16 protein-coding genes and 1 pseudogene are annotated in these 20,837 nt (G+C 71.1%); 10 read left to right on the forward strand and 7 right to left on the reverse strand.

Annotated features, from left to right (window positions below; translation table 11 throughout):
• Window positions 1-54: 54 nt before the first annotated feature.
• The 6 genes from ACIRJR_RS33885 to ACIRJR_RS33910 form a co-directional block, all read right to left on the reverse strand.
• A complete protein-coding gene (locus tag ACIRJR_RS33885) occupies window positions 55-1,845 on the reverse strand; it encodes an ABC transporter ATP-binding protein (protein ID WP_403788016.1) in 1,791 nt (596 codons plus the stop codon).
• 43 nt (window positions 1,846-1,888) lie between these two features.
• Window positions 1,889-2,941, reverse strand: a complete 1,053-nt coding sequence (locus ACIRJR_RS33890) for an ABC transporter substrate-binding protein (protein WP_403788018.1) — start codon at window positions 2,939-2,941, stop codon at window positions 1,889-1,891.
• Between the two features lie 116 nt (window positions 2,942-3,057).
• The gene (locus ACIRJR_RS33895) at window positions 3,058-3,897 is read right to left on the reverse strand and encodes an ABC transporter ATP-binding protein (RefSeq protein WP_403788020.1); all 840 of its coding nucleotides are present in this window, start codon (window positions 3,895-3,897) and stop codon (window positions 3,058-3,060) included.
• A gap of 35 nt (window positions 3,898-3,932) precedes the next feature.
• Window positions 3,933-4,994, reverse strand: a complete 1,062-nt coding sequence (locus ACIRJR_RS33900) for a FecCD family ABC transporter permease (protein ID WP_403788022.1) — start codon at window positions 4,992-4,994, stop codon at window positions 3,933-3,935.
• Window positions 4,991-6,049, reverse strand: a complete 1,059-nt coding sequence (locus tag ACIRJR_RS33905; protein ID WP_403788024.1) for a FecCD family ABC transporter permease — start codon at window positions 6,047-6,049, stop codon at window positions 4,991-4,993. The genes ACIRJR_RS33900 and ACIRJR_RS33905 overlap by 4 nt, the downstream gene beginning before the upstream one ends.
• A 168-nt stretch (window positions 6,050-6,217) precedes the next feature.
• Window positions 6,218-7,576, reverse strand: coding sequence for a lysine N(6)-hydroxylase/L-ornithine N(5)-oxygenase family protein (locus tag ACIRJR_RS33910; protein ID WP_403788026.1), 1,359 nt, complete (start codon window positions 7,574-7,576; stop codon window positions 6,218-6,220).
• 248 nt (window positions 7,577-7,824) lie between these two features.
• Here ACIRJR_RS33910 and ACIRJR_RS33915 point away from each other — a divergent pair, with 248 nt between their 5' ends.
• The 9 genes and pseudogenes from ACIRJR_RS33915 to ACIRJR_RS33955 all read left to right on the forward strand — a co-directional run bounded on the left by ACIRJR_RS33915 (window position 7,825) and on the right by ACIRJR_RS33955 (window position 18,599).
• Complete coding sequence (locus tag ACIRJR_RS33915; protein WP_403788028.1) at window positions 7,825-8,772, forward strand: methionyl-tRNA formyltransferase; 948 nt, start codon at window positions 7,825-7,827, stop codon at window positions 8,770-8,772.
• A gap of 344 nt (window positions 8,773-9,116) precedes the next feature.
• Complete coding sequence (locus ACIRJR_RS33920; RefSeq protein WP_403788030.1) at window positions 9,117-10,016, forward strand: ABC transporter ATP-binding protein; 900 nt, start codon at window positions 9,117-9,119, stop codon at window positions 10,014-10,016.
• The gene (locus ACIRJR_RS33925; RefSeq protein ID WP_403788032.1) at window positions 10,013-10,996 is read left to right on the forward strand and encodes an ABC transporter substrate-binding protein; all 984 of its coding nucleotides are present in this window, start codon (window positions 10,013-10,015) and stop codon (window positions 10,994-10,996) included. Before ACIRJR_RS33920 ends, ACIRJR_RS33925 begins: the two co-directional genes overlap by 4 nt.
• A 6-nt stretch (window positions 10,997-11,002) precedes the next feature.
• Window positions 11,003-13,069, forward strand: coding sequence for an iron ABC transporter permease (locus ACIRJR_RS33930; RefSeq protein WP_403788034.1), 2,067 nt, complete (start codon window positions 11,003-11,005; stop codon window positions 13,067-13,069).
• A gap of 334 nt (window positions 13,070-13,403) precedes the next feature.
• The gene (locus ACIRJR_RS33935; protein ID WP_403788036.1) at window positions 13,404-14,873 is read left to right on the forward strand and encodes a glycosyltransferase; all 1,470 of its coding nucleotides are present in this window, start codon (window positions 13,404-13,406) and stop codon (window positions 14,871-14,873) included.
• 6 nt (window positions 14,874-14,879) lie between these two features.
• Window positions 14,880-16,466, forward strand: a complete 1,587-nt coding sequence (locus ACIRJR_RS33940; protein ID WP_403788038.1) for a DUF6056 family protein — start codon at window positions 14,880-14,882, stop codon at window positions 16,464-16,466.
• A gap of 88 nt (window positions 16,467-16,554) precedes the next feature.
• Window positions 16,555-17,627: pseudogene (locus tag ACIRJR_RS33945) on the forward strand (protein kinase family protein).
• A gap of 68 nt (window positions 17,628-17,695) precedes the next feature.
• Window positions 17,696-18,133 (forward strand): glutaredoxin domain-containing protein, encoded by a 438-nt coding sequence (locus ACIRJR_RS33950; RefSeq protein WP_403788040.1) that lies wholly within the window; start codon window positions 17,696-17,698, stop codon window positions 18,131-18,133.
• Between the two features lie 106 nt (window positions 18,134-18,239).
• Window positions 18,240-18,599 (forward strand): DUF6204 family protein, encoded by a 360-nt coding sequence (locus tag ACIRJR_RS33955; protein ID WP_403788042.1) that lies wholly within the window; start codon window positions 18,240-18,242, stop codon window positions 18,597-18,599.
• Window positions 18,600-18,704: 105 nt separating this feature from the next.
• Here ACIRJR_RS33955 and ACIRJR_RS33960 read toward each other — a convergent pair whose 3' ends face one another.
• Window positions 18,705-19,820, reverse strand: a complete 1,116-nt coding sequence (locus ACIRJR_RS33960; RefSeq protein ID WP_403788044.1) for an AI-2E family transporter — start codon at window positions 19,818-19,820, stop codon at window positions 18,705-18,707.
• 328 nt (window positions 19,821-20,148) lie between these two features.
• On the opposite strand from ACIRJR_RS33960, the gene ACIRJR_RS33965 reads away from it, so the two are divergent.
• Complete coding sequence (locus ACIRJR_RS33965; RefSeq protein WP_403788046.1) at window positions 20,149-20,583, forward strand: VOC family protein; 435 nt, start codon at window positions 20,149-20,151, stop codon at window positions 20,581-20,583.
• Window positions 20,584-20,837: the final 254 nt, after the last annotated feature.

The raw sequence follows: 20,837 nt of genomic DNA on the forward strand, positions 1-20,837 counted from the left end.
GACCCGTCGTCCTTTCAGCGTATGAGTGTGGAGCCAACTTCGATTCGGGCGGGCCTAACTGCCCTCGCGCCAGGCCCGCCACAGTCGCGCGTACCGTCCGCCCAGAGCCACCAGCTCCTCATGGGTTCCCTGCTCCACCACACGTCCCGCGTCGAGCACGGCGATCCGGTCCGCCGCCATGGCCTGGGTCAGCCGGTGCGCAACGAAGAGCGTGGTCCGGCCGGCACACGCGGCCTTCACGGACCGCTCCAGCTCGGCGGCGCCCTCGCTGCCGGCCTCGGCGGTCGACTCGTCGAGCACGACCACCGGTGCCTGGCTCAGGACCAGCCTGGCCAAGGCGATCTGGGCGACCTTGGTGACGTCCAGGCGCTCGCCGCCCTCGCCGACCAGGGTGTGCAGGCCGTCCGGCAACGCCTCGGCCCAGCCGCCGGCGCCGACGGTGTGCAGGGCGTCCATCAGCGCGGAGTCGGTCGCCCGCGGCGCGGCCAGCCGCAGGTCGTCGGCGAGCGGGCCGGAGAACACGTGCGTCTCCTGCGTAAGGATGCTCACCAGGGCCCGGGCCCCGGCCTCGTCCAGCGTGGCGAGGTCGTCGGGCCCGACGCGCACGGATCCGGCCTGCGGTGTCCCGATGCCGGCGATCAGCGCGGCCAGCGTCGACTTGCCCGCGCCGGTCGCCCCCACCAGGGCCAGCGAGGCACCGGCCGGGATCGTCAGGCTGACGTCCCTCAGGACCGGCTCCTCGGAGCCGGGATAGCCGAAGGTCAGCCCCTCCACCGTCACGGGGTACGGCACGGTGTCCGCGGACGCCACGGTCCCGTCGCCCACCAGCCGGTCGTCCGCCGCCTCGCCGAGCACTCCGACCAGCCGGGTGAGGCTCGCGCCCGACTTCTGCGCCTCGTCGAAGGTGAACATGATGGCGCCCAGCGGGGTGAACAACCGGTGGAACATGAGCGGCGCCGCCGACACCTCGCCCAGGGTCGCGGCGTCGTTCTCCAGCAGGACGTAGCCGACGACCAGGATCAGGACCAGACCGATGAACTCGGCGCGGTTCTCCCTGCCGACGAACCGGCCGAAGATCCGGAAGACCTCGATCCCGAGCTCGCGCACGCGCCACGACCTGTCGGTGACCTTCTCGCGGAAGGCGGCCTCCAGTCGGTAGGCCCGTACGGTGTCTATCCCGTTCAGACCACTGATCAGCGCCTGCGCGCGGTCGGCCTGGGCGACCCGTTGCCGCCGGTAGAGCGGCGCCGACCGGGGCAGGTACCAGCGCAGGGCCAGCGCGTACGCGGGCAGCGCCGCGGCACCCGCCAGGCCGAGTCGCCAGTCCAGGCCGAACATGCCGACCGTGGCGATGGCCACCAGCACTCCGGCGGAGAACACCGTCGGGATGGCCGTGCGGATGCCCCTGGACAGTACGGCCACGTCGTCGCCGACCCGGGACAGAACGTCTCCCCGGCCGACCTCCTCGACCCGTGCGCTGGGCATCCCCAGCACCGCCCGGACCGCGGCTTCACGCAGCTGTGCGAGGAGATCCGCGCCCAGCCGCCCGATCAGGTACGTGGACGCCGCGGTGGCCGCCGCGCCGAGCAGCGCGGCGGCTCCCATCAGGATCCCGGTCGTGACGAGGACCGAACGCCCGTCGCCCTCGACGACACCGTCGACCACGCGGCCGAGCAGGAGCACCGGGAGTACCTGGAGCGCTGCCCCGGCCACCGTGGTGAGCACGGTGGCGGCCGTGAGCCAGGGCACCTCGCGGCAGCGCGCGGCGACCCATCGGGTGGACTCACCTCCGGCCGCCGTGCGCAGGCCGGCGGCCGGGGCGAGGCGCGTGTCGGTGATGCTCACTCAGCTGCCTGAACGCGCTGGTGACGGGACGGGGCCGCCGGCGTCACTGGTCGACCGACTTGACGAGTTCGTCGATCGCGTAGGGAAGCGACAGCAGGGTGCCCTGGGACATGGCGGCACCGACGGCCGGTCCCTCACTGTCCAGCAGGTAGGACACCTTGCCCTCCTTGACCGCGGGCAGGTTCGCGAAGAGTTCGAACTTCTTCAGCGCGTCCTGGTCCGCCTTGTCGTTGATGACGAAGATGCGGTCGACGTCGATCAGGTCGATGCGCTCGGGAGAGAGCTGGGTGTAGAACTTGTCGCCCGCGATGTCGTCGATCTTCGTGTTGCCCTTGAACCCGATGCCCGTCACCAGCCGGCCGCGTACGTCGGTGGTGGTGAACGGCGCCACCGAGTCCTCGTACCAGGACAGCGGGACGGCGGTCTGGTCCGCGAACTCCGGGTGCGCCTCACGAGCGGCGTCGAGCTTGTCCTGGATGCCCTTGACCAGCGCGGTGCCCTCGTCCTCCTTGCCGAGCGCCTTGGCGATGTGGACGGCGTTGTCCTGCCACGGCGCGCTGAAGAGTTCCTTCTCGGCCTTGGTGCGGCCCACGGTAGGGGCGATCTTGGAGAGCTTGTCGTAGGCGGCCTGGTCGACCTCGGAGTAGACCGCGATGATCAGATCCGGCCGCAGGGCGGCGATCTTCTCGTAGTTGGGGCCCGTGTCGCCGTTCTTCATGATGACTTCCGGCTCGGCGTCGCCCCACTTGTCCTTCACCCAGGGCCACTGGGTGTTGATGTCAGGGGACGTTCCGGCCGGGTTCGGGTACTGGTCGACCATGCCGACGGGCTTGATGCCGAGCGCCAGGACGGCCTGGTCGTCGGTGTAGCCCACGGTGACGACCTTCTCGGGCGCCTTGGTGATCTCCGTGGATCCGAAGGCGTGCTCCACCGTGACCGGGAACGCGCCGGCTTCGGCGGCCGGCGCCTTGTCGCTCGTCTCGTCCGCCGGGTCGGAGCCGCATGCCGCGAGGAGGCCGACGCCGAGGGTCACGGCGGAGAGTGTCGCCGCCGTCCGCCGCCACGGCTTCAGAAACGTCGATCTGTGGAAGAACATCCGTCAATCCCCCTGCTTTCGCACTGTCCCTGCACCCCATGTGAGGGCAGCCAAACCTTATCCATGCGGAATGAGGTTAGCCTAGCCTAACTTTTACTATTTCCTTTACTGAAGCATCAGTTGAGACGAACGTGAGCCCGGCCGATGGGCACGATCAGGGGACGGTCACCCACAGGGTCGTCGATCACCCTGGCCCGCAGCCCGAACGCCTCCAGCAGCAGCTCCTCCGTGATCACGTCACGCGGGTGCCCCTGCGCCAGGATCGCGCCCTCCCGCATGACGACGAGGTTGTCGCTGTACCGGGTGGCCAGGTTGAGGTCGTGCAGCACCATCACCACGGTGCGTCCCGACTCGTGCAGATCGTCCACGAGGTCCAGCACGTCGATCGCGTGGGCCAGGTCCAGGTACGTCGTCGGTTCGTCCAGCAGGAGCAGGTCGGTGCCCTGAGCCAGCGTCATGGATATCCAGACGCGCTGACGCTGCCCGCCGGACAGCGAGTCGACCGGCCTGTCGGCCAGATCCGACACCCCTGTCATGGCCAGCGCACGCTCCACGACGGAGGCGTCGTCCGAGGACCACTGGCGCAGCCAGCTCTGGTGCGGGTGGCGCCCTCTGGCGACCAGATCGGCGACCGTCAGTCCCTCCGGCGCGACCGGTGCCTGCGGCAGGAGACCGAGCTTCTTGGCCACGTCCCTGGTCCTGAGCCTGACGATGTCCTCACCGTCCAGGACGACAGCTCCCGCGGTCGGCTTGAGCAGCCGGGTCAGGGTGCGCAACAAGGTGGACTTCCCACACCCGTTGGGTCCGATGATCGTGGTGACCAGTCCGGACGGCACACTCACGTCGAGGCCGTCGATGACGGTCCGTCCGCCGTAGCCGACCGTGACCCCCCGGGCGGCCAGCCGGGAGAGGCCGCGGACGGCGGGATCGGTCTCGGTGACGCGCTGAACGCCCACAGGTCCCCCGGTTGTTCGGTTCGTACGGCCTTCGGTCATCTGAGGTTCGCCCGCACCAGCAGGTATACAAGGAAGGGCCCACCGATCGCGGCGGTGACCACGCCGACCGGGAGAGTGAACGGCAGCACCGAGCGCGCGGTCAGGTCCGCACCGATCAGCAGCAGCGCGCCCACCAGCCCGGACGCCACGAGGGGCGGGGTCGGACAGCGGGCCAGACGCATCGCCACCTGGGGCGCCACCAGCGCCACGAACGGGACCGGGCCCGCCGCGCTCACCGCCGCGGCGGCCAGCAGGACCGCACACAGCAGGAGGACCGCCCGTACCCGCGTGAAGCGGACACCCAGTCCGGCGGCCACCTCGTCACCGAGGTGCATCGGCTTGAACTGGAAGGCGGCCCCCGTCACGACCACCACGAGGACCAGCGTGCACCAGAACACGACCCGGACCTCGTCCCACGAGCGGTTGTCCAGCGAACCGACCAGCCATGCCTGGGCTCTCGCCACGTCCCGGATGTCGGCCGTGGCCAGGAGCCACGTCGTGATCGCCTCGGTCACGGCGGTCACGGAGATCCCGATCAGGATGAGCCGGAAGCCGTCGATGCCCCGCCGCCACGCCAGGAAGTACACCAGCAGACCAGTGCCGAGACCGCCGGCGAGCGCCGCGGCCGACAGGCCCACCGAGCTGATGACCGCAGCAGCGGTCCCCCCGGACACCGTCACCAGGAACACCGCTACGACGGTGGCTCCCCCGGTGATCCCCAGGATGTCGGGGCTGGCCAGCGGATTGCGCGCGACGGACTGCGTGATCGCTCCGGACACCCCCAGGGCGATACCCACGAGGAGGCCGGCCAGAGCGCGCGGCATGCGCAGGTCCATGACCACGAACTCGTCGACCTGCTCGCCCTGGCCCAGGATCGTGGCGATCACGCGGGACAGCCCGATGGGGAAGTCCCCGACGGCGATGGACAGGCAGAACACCAGGAAGGTGGCCGCCGCGAGCACAACCGTGACGCCGACGAGCCAGGGCCGCCAGACGAACGACACCTGCCCGAGCCGCAGTCCGGGCACCACCGGTCGCTTCACCTCTGTCGCGTTCATGCGCTCCTGAACTTTCCTCGCCACACCAGGACCGCGAAGAACGGGGCTCCGAGAAGGGCCACGACGACGCCCGCGTCCAGCTCTCCCGGCCGTACCACCACGCGCCCCACGATGTCGCAGACCAGGAGGACGACCGCTCCGAGCAGACCCGCGTACGGCACCAGCCAGCGGTAGTCCGGCCCGGTCAGGTACCGGGCGACGTGAGCCACCATGAGCCCCAGAAACACGATGGGGCCGCACGCCGCCGTCGCCGCGCCCGCCATCAGGGTGATGGCGACGATGCCGACCGTCCGGCTCAGCGCGATGTTCACGCCCAGCCCCCGCGCCACGTCGTCACCGAGGTTGAGCAGGTTGAGGGAAGGCAGTGTGGTCAGCGACAGCACCAAGCCCACCCCGATGAACGCGGTCACCGGCCAGATGACGTCGAAGCCGACACCGGCCACGGACCCCGCGTTCCAGAACCTCAGCGCGTTCAGCGACTTGAGGTCCGAGAGGGCGACCGCCGTGGTCATCGCGGCGAGGAACACCGTGACCCCCTGCCCGGCCAGCGCGAGGGTCAGCGGGTTGCCCGCCCCCCTGCCGATGCTCGACAGGCCGAACACCACGACGCCGGCGGTCCCCGCCCCGAGGAAGGCGAACCAGACGTACTGGAGCGGGTCCGCGAACCCGAAGAGGGCGATCACGGCGACGACGGCGAACGAGGCCCCGGAGTTCACGCCCAGGAGCCCCGTGTCCGCGATGGGGTTGCGGGTGTACCCCTGGATCAATGCCCCGCCGATCCCCAGAGCGACGCCCGCGACGACAGCGAGCACCGTCCGGGGCACCCGCACCGTCTGCACGATGAGCCTGATCTCGGTGAGGCGCCGGTCCGTGTCCGGCTCGGCGAACAGTCCGTGCCACACCTCCGCGGGGCTCAACGAACGCGCGCCGACGGCCAGCGAGGCCACCACCGCCGCCACGAGGACCACCACCAGCGCGCCCAGACCCACCACCCGTCTCCGACGGGCCTCCGCTGCGCCCCGGGGAGCGGAGCGCTCCACTGCAGTCGTGCTCATGTCGACGTACGATATCCCTTTGATCTTCTCGGAACCGTCGGCCGGTTGGGCCCCGCGCGCGATCGCCCCACCTCCCTCGGGCAGAGGGTGGGTCCGGGGCCCGGGAGGCGGGCCCGTGCGCCGCCCAGGGTCTTCCGTCCGGTTCCGGCCTGATCCGGACGAGAGGCCCTAGCCGGCTGCGCCACCCGCCCCGTCCGCGACGAGCCGCGCCTCGTCGGACGCGGCCTTGACGCCCCGGTCGAGCAGCGAGTCCAGGATCTCGCCGACCCGGACAGCGGTGTTGGACAGCAGGGCGGACGTGATGCCGTGCGTGTGCTCTGTCCCACCCTGCAGATAGAGCCCGCAGCTCAGTTCGGGGTCGGTCACGATGCGGTAGTCCCGCTCGACGCGGACGCGTCCCTCCTCGTCCCGGAGGCAGAGGTCGGCGGCCTCGCCGAGGAGGCCGAGCGGATCGACGGGGCTGTATCCGGTGGCGAACACCACGACGTCCGCGTCCAGGACCGTCTCCTCCCCGGTGACGAGGGACTTCACCGTGGCGTGGACCGTGTCCGGCTTCTCCTCGACGCTCTGGAGCCGGGACACGTTGAGGAAGCGGAGCCGCTCGGTGCCGAGGACCTTCTCCTGGTACGTCTGGCGGTACAGGTCGTCGATCAGGTCGATGTCCACCACGGAGTAGTTGGTGTTGCCGTGGTAGTCCATCAGCCGTTGCTTGACGCTCCCGGGAGCGTCGAAGTACTCGTCGACCGCGCCGGGGTCGAAGATCCGGTTGGCGAAGCTGCTGTCGTCGGCGGGGCTGTAGCCGTAGCGGGAGAAGACCGCGCAGACCTCGGCACCGGGGAAGCGGCGGTGCAGGTAGGCGACGTTCTCGGCGGCACTCTGCCCGGCACCCACGACCACGAACCGGGAGGGCGAGGTGCCCTGCAACCGCTCCACCTTCGCCAGCAGTTCGGAGTTGTGCCAGACGCGGTCGCCGCGCTCCACGCCTTCGGGCATCAGGGGCCGCAGCCCTGTTCCGATGACGACGTTGCGGGCCCGGTGGACCACGAGCCCGGCCTCCGAACGGACCGTCACGTCCAGGTGGTCCACGGTTCCGTCCTGGACCACGGGCGTGACACCGACGACCTCGTGGCCGTAGGAGACCATGTCGCCGACCTTGGCGGCCGCCCACTCGAAGTAGTCGTGGAACTCGACCCGCAGGGGGAAGAGACTCTTGTGGTTGATGAAGTCGACCAGGCGGCCCTTGCTCTTGAGGTAGCAGAGGAAGCTGAACTCACTGGTCGGGTTCCGGAGTGTCACCAGGTCCTTGAGGAAGGACACCTGCATGGTCGCGTCGTCGATCAGCATCCCTCGATGCCAGCCGAAGCGCGGCTGCTGCTCGAAGAAGTGGGCGGACACCGCCTCCTGCGCGCCGACGCCCGCGTTGTGCTCGCTGAGCGCGATCGCCATGGCCACGTTGGACGGTCCGAAACCGATGCCGATGAGGTCGTGGACCGGTGGTGCTGTGTCGCCAGGCAGAACCTGTGACATGTCACTCCCATCGTGCGGTGAAGCCGCCTGAATGGCGTGGGGGAATCAGGGGACGAGCGGGCACGCCGACAGGACGGGCCGCTGATGCTTAGGTGAGCCTAAGCTCATCTGCCGGAGCTGTCGATAGGACGCAGGAAAGCGGACGGCACACAGCACACTCCAACACGGCTCCCGCGAGGCCGTGTTGCAAAGTAAGGTAAGCCTCGCTTTACTGGCACTTCGCCAGTCCCTGCTCCAAGGAGGAACCCATGCGGGTCGTCATGTTCGGGTACCAGACCTGGGGGCATCGCACCCTGCAAGCCCTCCTGGACTCCGAGCACGACGTGGTGCTGGTGGTGACGCATCCCAGAAGCGAGCACGCCTACGAGAAGATCTGGAGCGACTCCGTCGCCGATCTCGCCGAGGCCCACGGCGTGCCGGTACTGATCCGCAACCGCCCCGACGACGAGGAGCTGTTCCAGCGCCTCGAGGAGGCCGCGGCGGACATCATCGTCGCCAACAACTGGCGGACGTGGATCCCCCCGCGCATCTTCGCCCTCCCGCGCCACGGCACGCTGAACATCCATGACTCGCTGCTGCCGAAGTACGCCGGCTTCTCCCCGCTGATCTGGGCACTGATCAACGGGGAGTCCGAAGTGGGCGTCACCGCGCACATGATGAACGACGAACTGGACGCCGGCGACATCGTCGGCCAGGAAGCGGTCCCGGTCGGCCCGACGGACACCGCCACCGACCTCTTCCACAAGACGGTCGACCTGATCGGCCCGGTCACCGTCGGGGCCCTCGGCCGCATCGCCGCCGGTGAGACCGAGTTCACCCGCCAGGACCGTTCGCAGGCCACCTTCTTCCACAAGCGGTCGGCCGAGGACATCCGCATCGACTGGACCTGGCCGGCCGAAGACCTCGAACGCCTGGTCCGCGCCCAGTCCGAGCCGTATCCCAGCGCCTTCACGTTCCACAAGGGCAAGCGCATAGAGGTCCTCGCAGCGGTGGTCTCCGAAGGGCGTTACGGCGGAACGCCCGGCCGCGTCTTCTACCGCGAGGGCGAGGGCGTGGTGATCGTCGCCGGTGCCGACGCCCGGACCGGCCGCAACCACGGTCTGGCCATCACCCGCGTACGCACCGAGGACGGCCGTGAACTGCCCGCGACGGAGCACTTCACCACCATGGGCGGCTATCTGACCGGCCGCCCCTGACGTCACGTCACGGCGGGCCGGGACGGCCCGCCCTCACCACCGGCCACACGCCTCCGTCCCGGCGGCAGCCCGGGACGGCCGGCGAGGCATTCGCGCGCCAACGCGCGCGCCCACGTCACCGCGCCCGGTGACGCCCGTCCCGCCGGGGCTCGAACGAGGGGCGGCGGCCGGACACTCGCGACCGCCGCCCGCCGGGCCGCCTCGAAGGGCGGTGCCGCGCCGGAGGACCGGGGCCGCTCCGGCGCCGGGCGCGCGGTCGTCGGCCGGCAGTCGGGCGAGGTGCGGGGCCCCTTGGGGAGGACGCCCGTCACGAGCATGCATAAGGGCAGGCTAACCTAAGGTCCATGAGAGCTGGTGAGAGCACTTCCAGTGCTGTGGGCACCCCTGTGGCCGACGCCGTGCCACGTACACGTGGACACGGACTGTCCGCCGACGGCGTGACGGTGGCGTACGGCCGCGTCGACGTCGTGCACGAAGCGGCCATCGCCCTGCGGCCGGCCGAGGTGACCGCCCTCGTGGGCCCGAACGGCAGCGGCAAGTCGACGCTGCTGCGCACACTCGCCCGTCTGCAGGGCGCGCGCGCCGGTTCGCTCACGGTCGACGCGGGAACGGACCAGGCCGAGGACGGCTTCGCGCTCGGCGCCCGTGAGTTCGCGCGCCGTGTCGCGCTCCTGACGCAGTCCCGGACGACGCCGGGCGGACTCACGGTCCGGGACGTGGTCGACTTCGGCCGCTACCCCTACCGGGGCCGCTGGGGGCGTCCCGATCCCCGCGGCACCGCCGCGGTGGACCGGGCGCTCGCCCTCACCGGTGTCCAGGACCTCGCGGACCGGGGCGTCGACCAGCTCTCCGGCGGCCAGCTCCAGCGCGTGTGGCTCGCGAGCTGCCTCGCGCAGGAGACGGGAGTCCTCCTCCTGGACGAACCGACCACCTACCTCGACCTCCGCTACCAGGTCGAACTCCTCGACCTGATCCGCGATCTCGCCGACGACCACGGCATCGCCGTGGGTGTCGTCCTCCACGACCTCGACCAGGCCGCGGCCGTCGCCGACCGCGTCGCCCTGCTGCGGGCAGGACGCATCGTCGCCGACGGTGTACCCGAGGACGTGTTCACCCCCGGCCTCCTGTCGGACGTCTACGGCATCCGGATCGACGTGGGCACCGACCCCTCCACCGGCCGGCTGCGCACCCGCGCGATCGGCCGCCACCACTCCAGAACCGAAAGGCTCAGCACCTCCTCATGAGACGCAACCTCCTCGCCACGGCCACCGTCGCCGTCGCCGCCCTCTCCCTGGCCGCCTGCGGAACCACGGAGCCGTCCTCCGACGACTCGGCTGCTGCGAAGAAGCCCGCTGCCGGGAAGATCACCCTCACCGATGCCAAGGGCACGAAGGTGACCCTCGACGGCCCGGCCACCAAGGTCGTCGCCACCGAGTGGAACGTGGTCGAGGACCTGGTCGCCCTCGGAGTCACCCCCGTGGGCGTCGCCGATGTGAAGGGCTACACCGCGTGGAACACCGCGGCCCCCCTCACCGGCGCCCCCAAGGACATCGGGACCCGCGGCGAGCCGAGCATCGACACCGTCGCAGCGCTCGCGCCCGACCTCGTGGTCGCCACCACCGACCTCGCCCCGGCCGTCGTGAAGCAGCTCCGCAAGGTCGCGCCCGTCCTGGAGCTGACGGCCGCCGACGGCGCCGACCAGATCGGCTCCATGACGGAGAGCGTCGACCTCATCGCGAAGGCCACCGGCAAGGAGACCGAGGCGGACGCCCTCAAGAAGGGCTTCGAGGACAGTCTCGCCGAGGGGAAGAAGGCCCTCGAGGACGCCGGTCTCGGCGGCGCCGAGATCGCCTCCGCAGACGGGTACGAGGCGTCGAACCAGGTCTCCATCCGTGCCTACACCGGCACATCCCTCCTGGGCGCCGTCAACGAGAAGCTCGGCCTGAAGAACGCCTGGAAGGTGAAGGGCGACGAGAGCTACGGCCTCGCCACCACCGACGTCGAGGGCCTCACCGGCCTCGGCGACGTCCAGTTCACCTATGTCGCCAACGACGCCGACGGTGACACGTTCACCGGCCCCCTCGCGAAGAACGCCGTGTGGAAGTCGCTTCCCTTCGTGAAGGACGGCAACGTGCACCGGCTGCCCGACGGCGTCTGGATGTTCGGCGGTCCCCGCTCGATGGAGGCGTACATCGACTCCCTCGTCGACGCGCTGACGAAGTAGCGCGCCGTGGCCGTCATCGACAAGACCGCGGTCGGCCGTGACCGCACCGCCGCGGCCACGACGGGCGCGGTCGCCGTGACGGCCACGCTCGTGCTGCTGGTCACGGTTCTCTCCGCCGTCGACATCACCCAGGGCACAGCCGACGTGGGCGCGTCAGAGGTCTGGCACGCTCTCACCGGCAATGCCGAGGCCGGGGACGCCTCCGTCGTCATCGCGTCCCGGCTGCCGAGGATGGTCGCCGCCGTCCTCGTGGGGCTGGCCCTCGGCATGGCCGGCGCCGCCCTCCAGGCGGTCAGCCGGAACGTGCTCGCCGCGCCCGACACCCTCGCCGTGAACGCCGGTTCCTATCTGGCGCTCGGGATGCTGGCCGTCACCGGGACCGCCCTTCCGCTCCTCGCCTCGTCGGGCGCCGCGTTCGTCGGCGGGCTCGCCGCCGCGGCCGTCGTGCTCGGGCTTTCCGGGCTCGGCAAGGGCACCGTCCGCCTGGTCCTCGCGGGGACCGCCCTCGCTCTGGGGCTGAACGCGGTGACCGATGCGCTGCTGCTCCTCTTCCCCCAGCAGACCGAGGGCCTCTACCGGTGGAACCAGGGGAGCATCGGCCAGAACGGGTTCGACGGCGTCGTCCAGATGGCCCCCGTCATAGCCGTCGGCCTGATCGGGCTTCTGCTGGTCGCCCGCCGCGTCGACGCCCTGGCGCTGGGCGACGACGCCGCCCGCGGGCTGGGCGTCTCCGTCCGCGGGACCCGGGTCACCACGGTCGTGCTCGCCACGCTGCTCTCCGCGGCGGCGGTCACGCTCGCCGGCCCGATCGGGTTCGTCGGCCTCTGCGCGCCCGCGCTCGTCCGACCCCTCACCCGCCGCTTCCGGGGACTCGTCCGCTCCCGGGTGAGCCTGCCCGTGGCAGGACTCGTCGGTGCCGCGCTCGTCCTCCTCTCGGACGTCGCGCTGCGCGCGGTCGTCCCCGCCGACACCGCTGTGGAGGTGCCGACCGGCGTCGTCACGACCGTGGTCGGCGGAGTGTTCCTCGTCGTGATGGCGCTCCGCACCCGTGACACCGCCTCGGCCGAGGCGCCGGACCGGCTGCGGATCCCGGGGCGGAGCACGTTCCTCGTCACCGTGGTCGTACTCGCCGTCCTCCTGGTGGGCGTGCTGGTCGGTGCCGTCCTCCTCGGCGACTCGAAGCTCCTGCTCGGCGACGTCGTGAACTGGGCGCAGGGCCGGGCCGGCCGGATCGTCACCTTCGTCCTCGACACGAGGGTGCCCAGGGTGACGGCCGCTCTCCTCGCGGGTGCGGCACTCGCCCTGTCCGGCACCCTGGTGCAGGCGGTGACCCGCAATCCGCTCGCGGAACCAGGCATCCTGGGAGTCTCGGGAGGCGCGGGTCTCGGCGCGGTCCTCCTGGTCACCACCGCACAGGCCCCCGGCTCGTGGGAGGTGGCCGGGGCGGCGTTCGGCGGGGCGGCGATCACCGCGACGCTCGTCTTCGGACTGGCAGCGCGGGGCGGCTTCCGCCAGAACAGGCTGGTCCTGCTGGGATTCGGGGTGTCCTCCGCCGCGGCCGCGCTGATCAGCCTGGTGATCGTGCTCAGCGACCCGTTCGACACCACCAAGGCCCTGACCTGGCTGTCGGGCTCGACGTACGGGCGGAACATGCCCGATGCGGTGCCGGTGGCCGTCGCGCTCGCGATCGGCATCGTCGTGGCAGTGACACGCCGGCGGGAGCTGGATCTCGTCGCGCTCGACGAGGACACCCCGAGGCTCCTCGGCCTCGGACTCCCCCGGGCGCGTCTCGGCTTCCTCGTCGTCTCCGTCCTGCTCGCCGCCACTGCGGTGGCCGCAGCCGGGACGATCGCCTTCGTCGGGCTGGTCGCCCCGCACGCGGCGCGCGCCCTGGTGGGCAGGCGCCACGTACGCGTGGTCCCGGTGGCCGTGCTGCTCGGGGGTCTGCTGGTCTGCGTCGCGGATCTGGCGGGACGCACGGTGATCGCCCCGGCGCAGCTCGGCGCCGGTCTGATGACAGCCGTCATCGGTGCGCCGTACTTCGTCTACCTGCTGGTCCGCACACGGCGCTGAGACGGGACAGGTGTGCGGGCCCCCCGGCGACCGGCCGGGGGGCCGCCGCCTTTGCCGGGCCGTTGCCGGACAGCCGGACAGCCGGACCGTCGGCGTCCGGTTCCCCACCCGCACGTGGGAGCAGCCGTCTGGCATGACTCCCGTGCCGGACCGGCCCCCTGCCCGGGCGGCCCCTCCTGATCGCCGTTCGTGCGCCGTTCGTGCGCCGTTCGTGCGAAAGAGGGCCGCGGCCCGCGCGTGCGGAGCGACGGCGGAAGGTCCACACCGTTGGATGGGCCACTGTGGTGGCGCGGAAAATCACCGCTCCGAGCCCGAGGACGTCCGGAGGTGTCACGTGACCGGCCTTCAGTTGTCGTTCGTCGTGCCCTGCTTCAACGAGGCCGACGGCATCGGCTCCTTCCACGCGGCTCTCCTCTCGGTCCTGGAAGGGCTCGGGGAGACGTTCGAGATCTGCTACGTGGACGACGGGAGCCGTGACAGCACACGGCTGCTGCTCAGCGCCTTCGCGGCGCAGGACGAGCGGACCCACTACACGGCGTTCAGCCGGAACTTCGGCAAGGAGGCCGCCATGCTCGCCGGTCTCCGCATGTCGCGGGGCGCCGCCGTGGTGATCATGGACGCGGACCTCCAGCACCCGCCCGAACTCGTCCCCCGCATGCTCGAGCTGCACCGGCACGGGTACGACCAGGTCATCCCGCGGCGTGACCGTTCGGGCGAAGGCCTGGTGCGCAGCACCCTCAGCCACGCCTACTACGCGGTCGTGCGCCGCTGTGTGGACGTGGAGCTCCTCGACGGATCGGGCGACTTCCGGCTCCTGTCGCGTCGGGCGGTGGAGAGCGTCCTGTCCCTGCCGGAGAGCAACCGCTTCTCGAAGGGGATCTTCTCCTGGATCGGTTTCGAGACGGTCAGCTTCCGCTACCGCAATAGCGAGCGTGTGGCCGGACGTTCGAAGTGGGGGAGCAAGCGCCTGCTGAACTACGGGATCGACGGGCTCCTGTCCTTCAACAACCGACCGCTGCGGCTGGCCATCTACGCCGGCTTCTGGGTCTTCCTCTCGGCCCTGGCCTACGCGGTGTGGACCGTGGTGACCGTGGTGCTGCACGGCGCCAGGACACCGGGCTACGCCACTCTGCTCACCGCGGTGGTGGCGCTCAGCGGAATCCAGCTGGTCACCCTCGGCGTCATCGGTGAATACGTGGGCCGCATCTACCACGAGGCGAAGCACCGTCCGCCGTACGTCGTGAGGGAGACGGACGCGAACGGTGCGGCACTGCCGGTCCGCCCCGTGCTGCCCCCGGCCACCGCTGTGCTGGACGAGCACGTCCCACCGCGTGCGCGCACCGTCCGCCAGTTCGGCAGTTTCGTCCTGGTCGGGTGCGTGAACACGGTCGTCTATCTCGGCGTCTACGCCGTACTGAACCGGTGGATCCCCTACCTGGTGGCTCATGTCCTCGGATATGCGGTGAGCATCGTGTGCTCGTTCCTGCTCAACTCCTACGTCACCTGCCGGACGAAGCCGACGTGGCGCGCGTTCGTCCGCTATCCCCTGTCGAGCCTCGTCAACCTCGTGGCCTCTGGCGCACTGCTCTACGGGGCGGTCGGCGGTCTCGGCATGGACAAGAACCTGGCCGCCCTCGCGGCCGGTGTCCTCGTCACGCCGGTCTCCTTCCTGCTTGCCCGGTGGGCGATCATGTCGGGCCGGCGTGACGACTCCGTCCCGGCGGGGGCGGCCGCACGGCCCGTGGAGCGGCCGGTGGGCCGTCCGCTCCCCGACCGCTCCGTCCGCTCCTCCGAGGAACGGTGAGTCCGGGTGTCCGACGGCACGGCGGGATCCGCGGTCCCGGGACAGCCGGACGCGGGACAGCCGGAGGACGCACAGGACGCGGATGACCCGCGGGGCGCGCCGGGACGGGCGGGGCGCGGGCGCCGGCCTCGCTCGTACACCTCGCTCTGGGTGTGGGCCCTCTGCCTCCCGCCGCTCGCCCTGCTGGCCGCCGCCGCGTGGTTCGGACGGTCGGTCAGGCCGGGCGCCGACGACTGGTGCTTCCTGCCCGTGGTGCGGGACGGCGGCATCACCGCTCTCATGGGGCAGTTCTACTTCGAGGACAACGGACGGGTCGCCAACGCGGTGCTGGTCGGCGCCTACGCGGAGTTCCAGGTCGCGGGCCACCAGTGGTTCGGCCTCGTCAGCGGGGTGCTGACGCTCACGGTGCTGTGGGCGGTGACGGTCCTCGCGCTGCGGCGTGCCCGGCTCACCGTGCCACGCGGGCTGCCCCTTCTCGTCGCGGCCATGACGACCGCTCTCTTCCTGTTCGTCACGCCCAACACGTACAAGACGTTCTACTGGCCGGCCGCGTCGGTCTCGCACACGATGCCGCCGGTGCTGGCCTGCGCGGCGCTGCTCCCGCTCCTGGCGGCCCGCTCGCGGCGTGCCAGGGGCGTGGCCCTCGCCGTCGCGGTGTTCGGCGGGCTGCTGATCGGCACCCTGTCGGAGGGGACCGCGATCGTCGTCGCGGTGCTGCTGGTCACCCTTCTCCTGCTCAGCGTGCCTGCCGCCGCCGGGCCGTCCCGGAGCCTTCTCCGTCTCTGGTGTGCGGCGGGGCTGGCCGGGGTCGGGGCAGGGGCCCTCGTCCTGATCACCTCGCCCGGCTCGACGCACCGGCGGGAGCGGTTCGGGGCGGGGACGGCGTCCATGACCTCGCCGGAGTCCCTCTCCGCCTCCCTGCGCGGGTTCACGGAGATCGCCCAGACCGTGGTCACCACATGGGAGTACGTCGGGGCCGCCGCCGTGGGGACGCTCCTGGGGCTGCTGTGCCGTCGCGGGGACGGGAGCCGGCCGGGGCCGCCCGCCCGCTGGGCCCTGACGGTGTGTGCCGCGGTCGCCGCACTCCTCGTGGCCGGCTACCTCTGCACGGTCATCGCCTACCCGGTCTTCCAGGACCGGGTCAGCAGGCCCAGCGCCGGCCGGCTCTGGAACGACTACCTCCTGGTGTACGTGGCTCTGCTCGTCGGTGCCGGTGTGCTGCTGGGACTGGCCGCCCGGCGTGCGCGCGCGGCCGTGCCCCTGCGGGCCGCGTGCGCGGCTCTCTGCGTCCTGGTCTGCCTCAGCGCGGCTGTCTCCCTGCTCGACCTCGACGCGGAGATGCGCGCACGCGCCGAGCGGTGGGACGCCCAGGACCGGCGGCTGCGCGAGGGGGCGGCCGCCGGCGCCGAAGTCCTTCCGTACGAGCGGCTGGTGATCAGCCAGATGCTGGAGCCGTTCGGCCGGGATGGTGCCGCCTACTGGCCCGGGGGGTGCGTCGCCGACTACTACCGGATCGACCGCGTCACCGACGCCACCGTCCCTTCGGACGACGGCGGCAGGAGGCCGGTGGCCGGTGGCCGTCCGCGGCGCTGAAGGCGATCGCGCCGTCGGCCTTCACGTACAGTCCGGAAGCAGCAGTCGACGGGCCGTTCGTGTCTGCCTGCGGGAAGGCGGCGCTTCGATGCGAAGGGCGATCGGGCGTCACGGCGTGCCGGACACCGAGCGATCGGCCGCGTACGCCGCGGTCTCCACGTCCCTCGCCCGGCACGGTGATCGCCGGCTGGGCGAGCTGGTGGACGCCGCCGGGCCGCTCGGCTCCGGTATCGGCGGGAGGTCCGCGCTGCTCGAGATCGGCGGGAGGCCGGTCTTCGTGAAGCGGGTGCCGCTCACGGACATGGAGAGGCTGCCGGAGCATCTTCGGTCCACGGCCAACCTCTTCGGACTTCCGACGTTCTGTCAGTACGGTGTCGGCAGCCCTGGCTTCGGAGCCTGGCGGGAGCTCGCCGTGCACACGATGACGACGAACTGGGTACTCGGCGGGAAGTACCCGGGGTTCCCGCTGATGTACCACTGGCGGATACTGCCGGACCGGGCCGCGCTTCCCGAGGAACTCGCGGATGTGGAGCGCGCCGTGCCCTACTGGGGAGGCGGCCCGGCAGTACGCCGTCGTATCGGGCCCTCGGCCGGTCGTCCGCGAGCCTCACGCTGTTTCTGGAGTACATCCCCCGGACGCTGCACGCGTGGTTCACCGAGCGGGTACAAGCCGGCGAAGAGTCCGCCGGCCGGGCGTGCGCTCTGGTGGAGCGCGAGCTGGAGGCGGGCACGTCCTTCATGAACGCGCGCGGACTCCTGCACTTCGACGCCCACTTCGAGAACATCCTGACCGACGGCCGCCGCCTCTACTTCACCGACTTCGGCCTCGCCCTCTCCTCCCGGTTCGATCTCTCGCCGCCGGAGACCGGCTTCTTCGACCTGCACCGGTCCTACGACCGCTGCTACACGCTCAGTTGGCTGGTCAACTGGCTGATCACGGCGGTGTACGGATGCGACCGGAAGGAGCGTGCGGCGCTCCTGCGCGCGTGCGCGGCGGGCCAGGCCCCGCCGGGCGGACCGCGCGAGGCCATGTCGATCCTCTCCCGCCATGCTCCGCTCGCCTCGGTGCTGACGGACTTCTACCTCAGGATCCAGGACGAGAGCAGAGAGACCCCGTACCCGGCGGAAGCGCTCCGCCTGGCCCTCCGTGCGGGTCGGTGACCGCCCGGCCGCCGGACATCCGGGCCCGCGATCCATCCGCACCGGCGCTGCCGCTAGCCTGCGTCCTCATGATGCGCGCCTGGATCCTGCCGACACTGTTCGCGGCCTGCGGAGTACTCGTCGCGGCCTCACTGTTCGCCAGAGGCCTCCCCGGCACCGCGGTTCCGCTGCTCCTGTTCTTCGCCCTGCTCGCCGGGTTGCATTCGCCGTTGGCGTTCCCGCGTTCGATCGGCTCCGCGGAGGCGCGGCGGCGGAGCGCGGTCGACGGCCGTCCGGTCGTCTACTGGCGGGCCGGCTGCAAGTACTGCCTCCGCCTCCGGTTCCGGCTGGGCCGCGACGCCCGCCGGCTGCACTGGGTGGACATCTGGCACGACCCGGACGGCGCGGCGGTGGTGAGGGCGGCCGCCGACGGCAACGAGACGGTGCCGACGGTCGTGGTGGCGGGCCGTCCCCACGTCAATCCCGATGCGGCCTGGGTGCGGGCACAGCTCTCCCGCTCGACGTGACCGGGAGCGTCGGTACGGTCAGGAGCCTGGCCGCCGTCGCCTCGGCGCCGGCGTGCCGCCCGGAAACGCGGTGGATCCCGGAACAGCCGCTGGTTAAGGTCCTTGGATGAGTACGCGTACGTTCCGTATCACTGTCCGCGGTGTTTTCGACGGGCTCACCACCGACCAGAGAGCCGAACTCCTGGCCCGCGCCGCGGAGCACGATGTGCTGCGCGCCGCGTTCACGCCCGAGGGACACCTCAGCTACGACATCGCCGCACGGCCGGCGTTCACCTTCCGCTTCCAGGACTCGGGGGAGGAAGAGGAGGACATCCTCGCGGCGACCGAGCGAGCCGAGGAAGCGGCGAAGGCGTGGCTGGAGCAGCGGCGCTACGGCTACAAGAACCTCCGGAGCCAGGCCGAGGATCTCTCCCAGGCGCCTCTGGGCAAGCGGCAGCGTCGTGCCGCCGCCCAGAAGGACGTCTGAGGGCGGCTCCTGCCGAGACGGCTTGCACCCGCTCCTCTCCGTGGCCTGCCTGTACCGGGGCAGGCCACGGAGGGCGCGGCCGGGCCCACGCGCGGAGCAGGGGCGTCACACAGTGACGTGCGGGCTCTCCGGCTCCGGCTCCGGCTCCGGCTCCTGCTCCGGCTCGCTGAGCTGCTCGCGCAGATAGTTCCAGACCACCGCGACCAGGGCTGCGGCGGGGACGGCGAGGAGACTGCCCACGATCCCGGCCAGGCTGCCGCCCAGCGTCACCGCGAGCAGGACCACCGCGGCGTGCAGGCCGAGTCCGCGGCTCTGGATCATGGGCTGGAAGACGTTCCCCTCGAGCTGCTGCACCACGATGATGATCGCCAGAACGATCAGCGCGTCGGTCGGCCCGTTCGACACCAGGGCGATGAGAACGGCGACGAAGCCGGCGAACAGGGCCCCGACGATCGGCACGAACGCCGACACGAACGTCAGCACCGCCAGCGGGAGCACCAGCGGCACTCCCACGATCCACAGGCCGATGCCGATGAGGACGGCGTCGAGCAGGCCGACGTACGCCTGGGAACGCACGAACTCTCCCAGGGTCGCCCAGCCGCGCGCGGCCACCGTGGGAACATCGGTGGCCAGCCGCCCGGGCAGCTGACGAGCGAGCCAGGGCAGGAACCGCGTGCCGTCCTTGAGCATGAAGAACATCAGGAAGACCGCCAGCACGGCGGTGACCACACCGTTGACCACGGTGCTCACTCCCGTGACGACCGTACTGACCATGCCGCCGACACTGTCCTGGATGCGGGCGGTCGCGGAATCGAAGGCCCCGGTGATCTGGTCGTCGCCTATGTTGAGCGGCGGCCCCGAGGCCCATTCACGCAGCTTCTGGATGCCTTCGACCACACCGTCGCTCAGCTCCCCCGACTGGGAGGCGACCGGCACCGCGATCAGTGCGACGACGCCGCCGGCCACCAGGAGGAACAGGACGGTCACCACCGAAGCGGCGAGAGCCGGGGGCCATCCACGACGCCGCAGGAAGCGGGCGGCGGGCCACGTCAGGGTCGTGAGCAGCAAGCCGACCACGAGGGGCCATACGACCGACCACATGCGGCCCAGAAGCCACAGCGCGGTCGCGGCCATGACAAGGACGAGAAGCAACTCGGCTGAGACACGCGCCGAGGTGCGAAGGGCGGCGCGGGTCCTGGTGGAACTCAGCGTGACAGACATGCGGGTCAGCCTATTGGCCGGTGATCCCTCTGCGCGCACCTCCCGCCAGGACCCGCCTCGCGAAGGGCGTCGGGCGGCCGGGGCGAGGCCGTCACCGCTTCGCTCTGCCGCGCATCACCTCGCCGGGATCCGTTCCCGGTGACTGCGCCGCTGCCGTGGTGCCCGAAAGCGCCGAGCGCGCCCAGGAGCAGTCGGCCGAAGCAGACCTCGCCCCCTGGGATCACCCTTGCGACCGAGCGTCACGGCAGGGGACGGAAAGGGTCGTCCTCACCGGCAATGCGCGCATTATGACGGGAGATGAGCGACAGAGCCCTGTTATCGTGCGCCGATGCCGTCGATCAAGCAGTTCCAAGTCACCTTCGACTGCGCGGATCCCGCGCGGCTCGCCGAGTTCTGGTGCGAGGTCCTGGGGTACGTCGTACCGCCGGTCCCGGAGGGTTTCGCCACGTGGGAGGAGTACCACCGCTCGCTGCCGCCCGACGAACAGGTCGTCTACTTCGCGTGCAGCGATCCCACGGGTTCGGGCCCGCGCCTGCTCTTCCAGCGCGTTCCCGAAGGCAAGATCGTCAAGAATCGGGTGCATCTCTGTGTGCGGGCCGGCACCGGGCTCGTGGGCCAGGAGCGCCTGGCCACGCTGGAGGCCGAATGCGCGCGACTGCTCGCGCTCGGCGCGGCACACGTGCGGACTCTGCCGGCTGACGGTGAGAACGAGTCGTGCATCGTGATGCAGGACATCGAGGGCAACGAGTTCTGTCTCGACTGAGCGCCCGCCGAGCCGGCGAGGTGGGAAGCCTCACCGGCGGCCGTGGGGGTGCGGGCGTCGACGAACGAGCTGCGCGCCATCCGGGCCGGCTGGATCCTGCCCGGATCAGGGGAGCCTTCCGCGCGTCCTTTCCGGGGCATGGCCGCGCGGTACCGGCAGCGGGCTGCTCAGTAGGCCGAGTCGACGTTGTCGATGGAGCCGTACTTGTCGGCGGCGTAGTTGGCCGCCGCGGTGATGTTGGCGATCGGGTCGGT

Origin of the sequence: Streptomyces sp. NPDC102402 (genome assembly GCF_044765765.1) — a bacterium.
Lineage (GTDB): Bacteria > Actinomycetota > Actinomycetes > Streptomycetales > Streptomycetaceae > Streptomyces.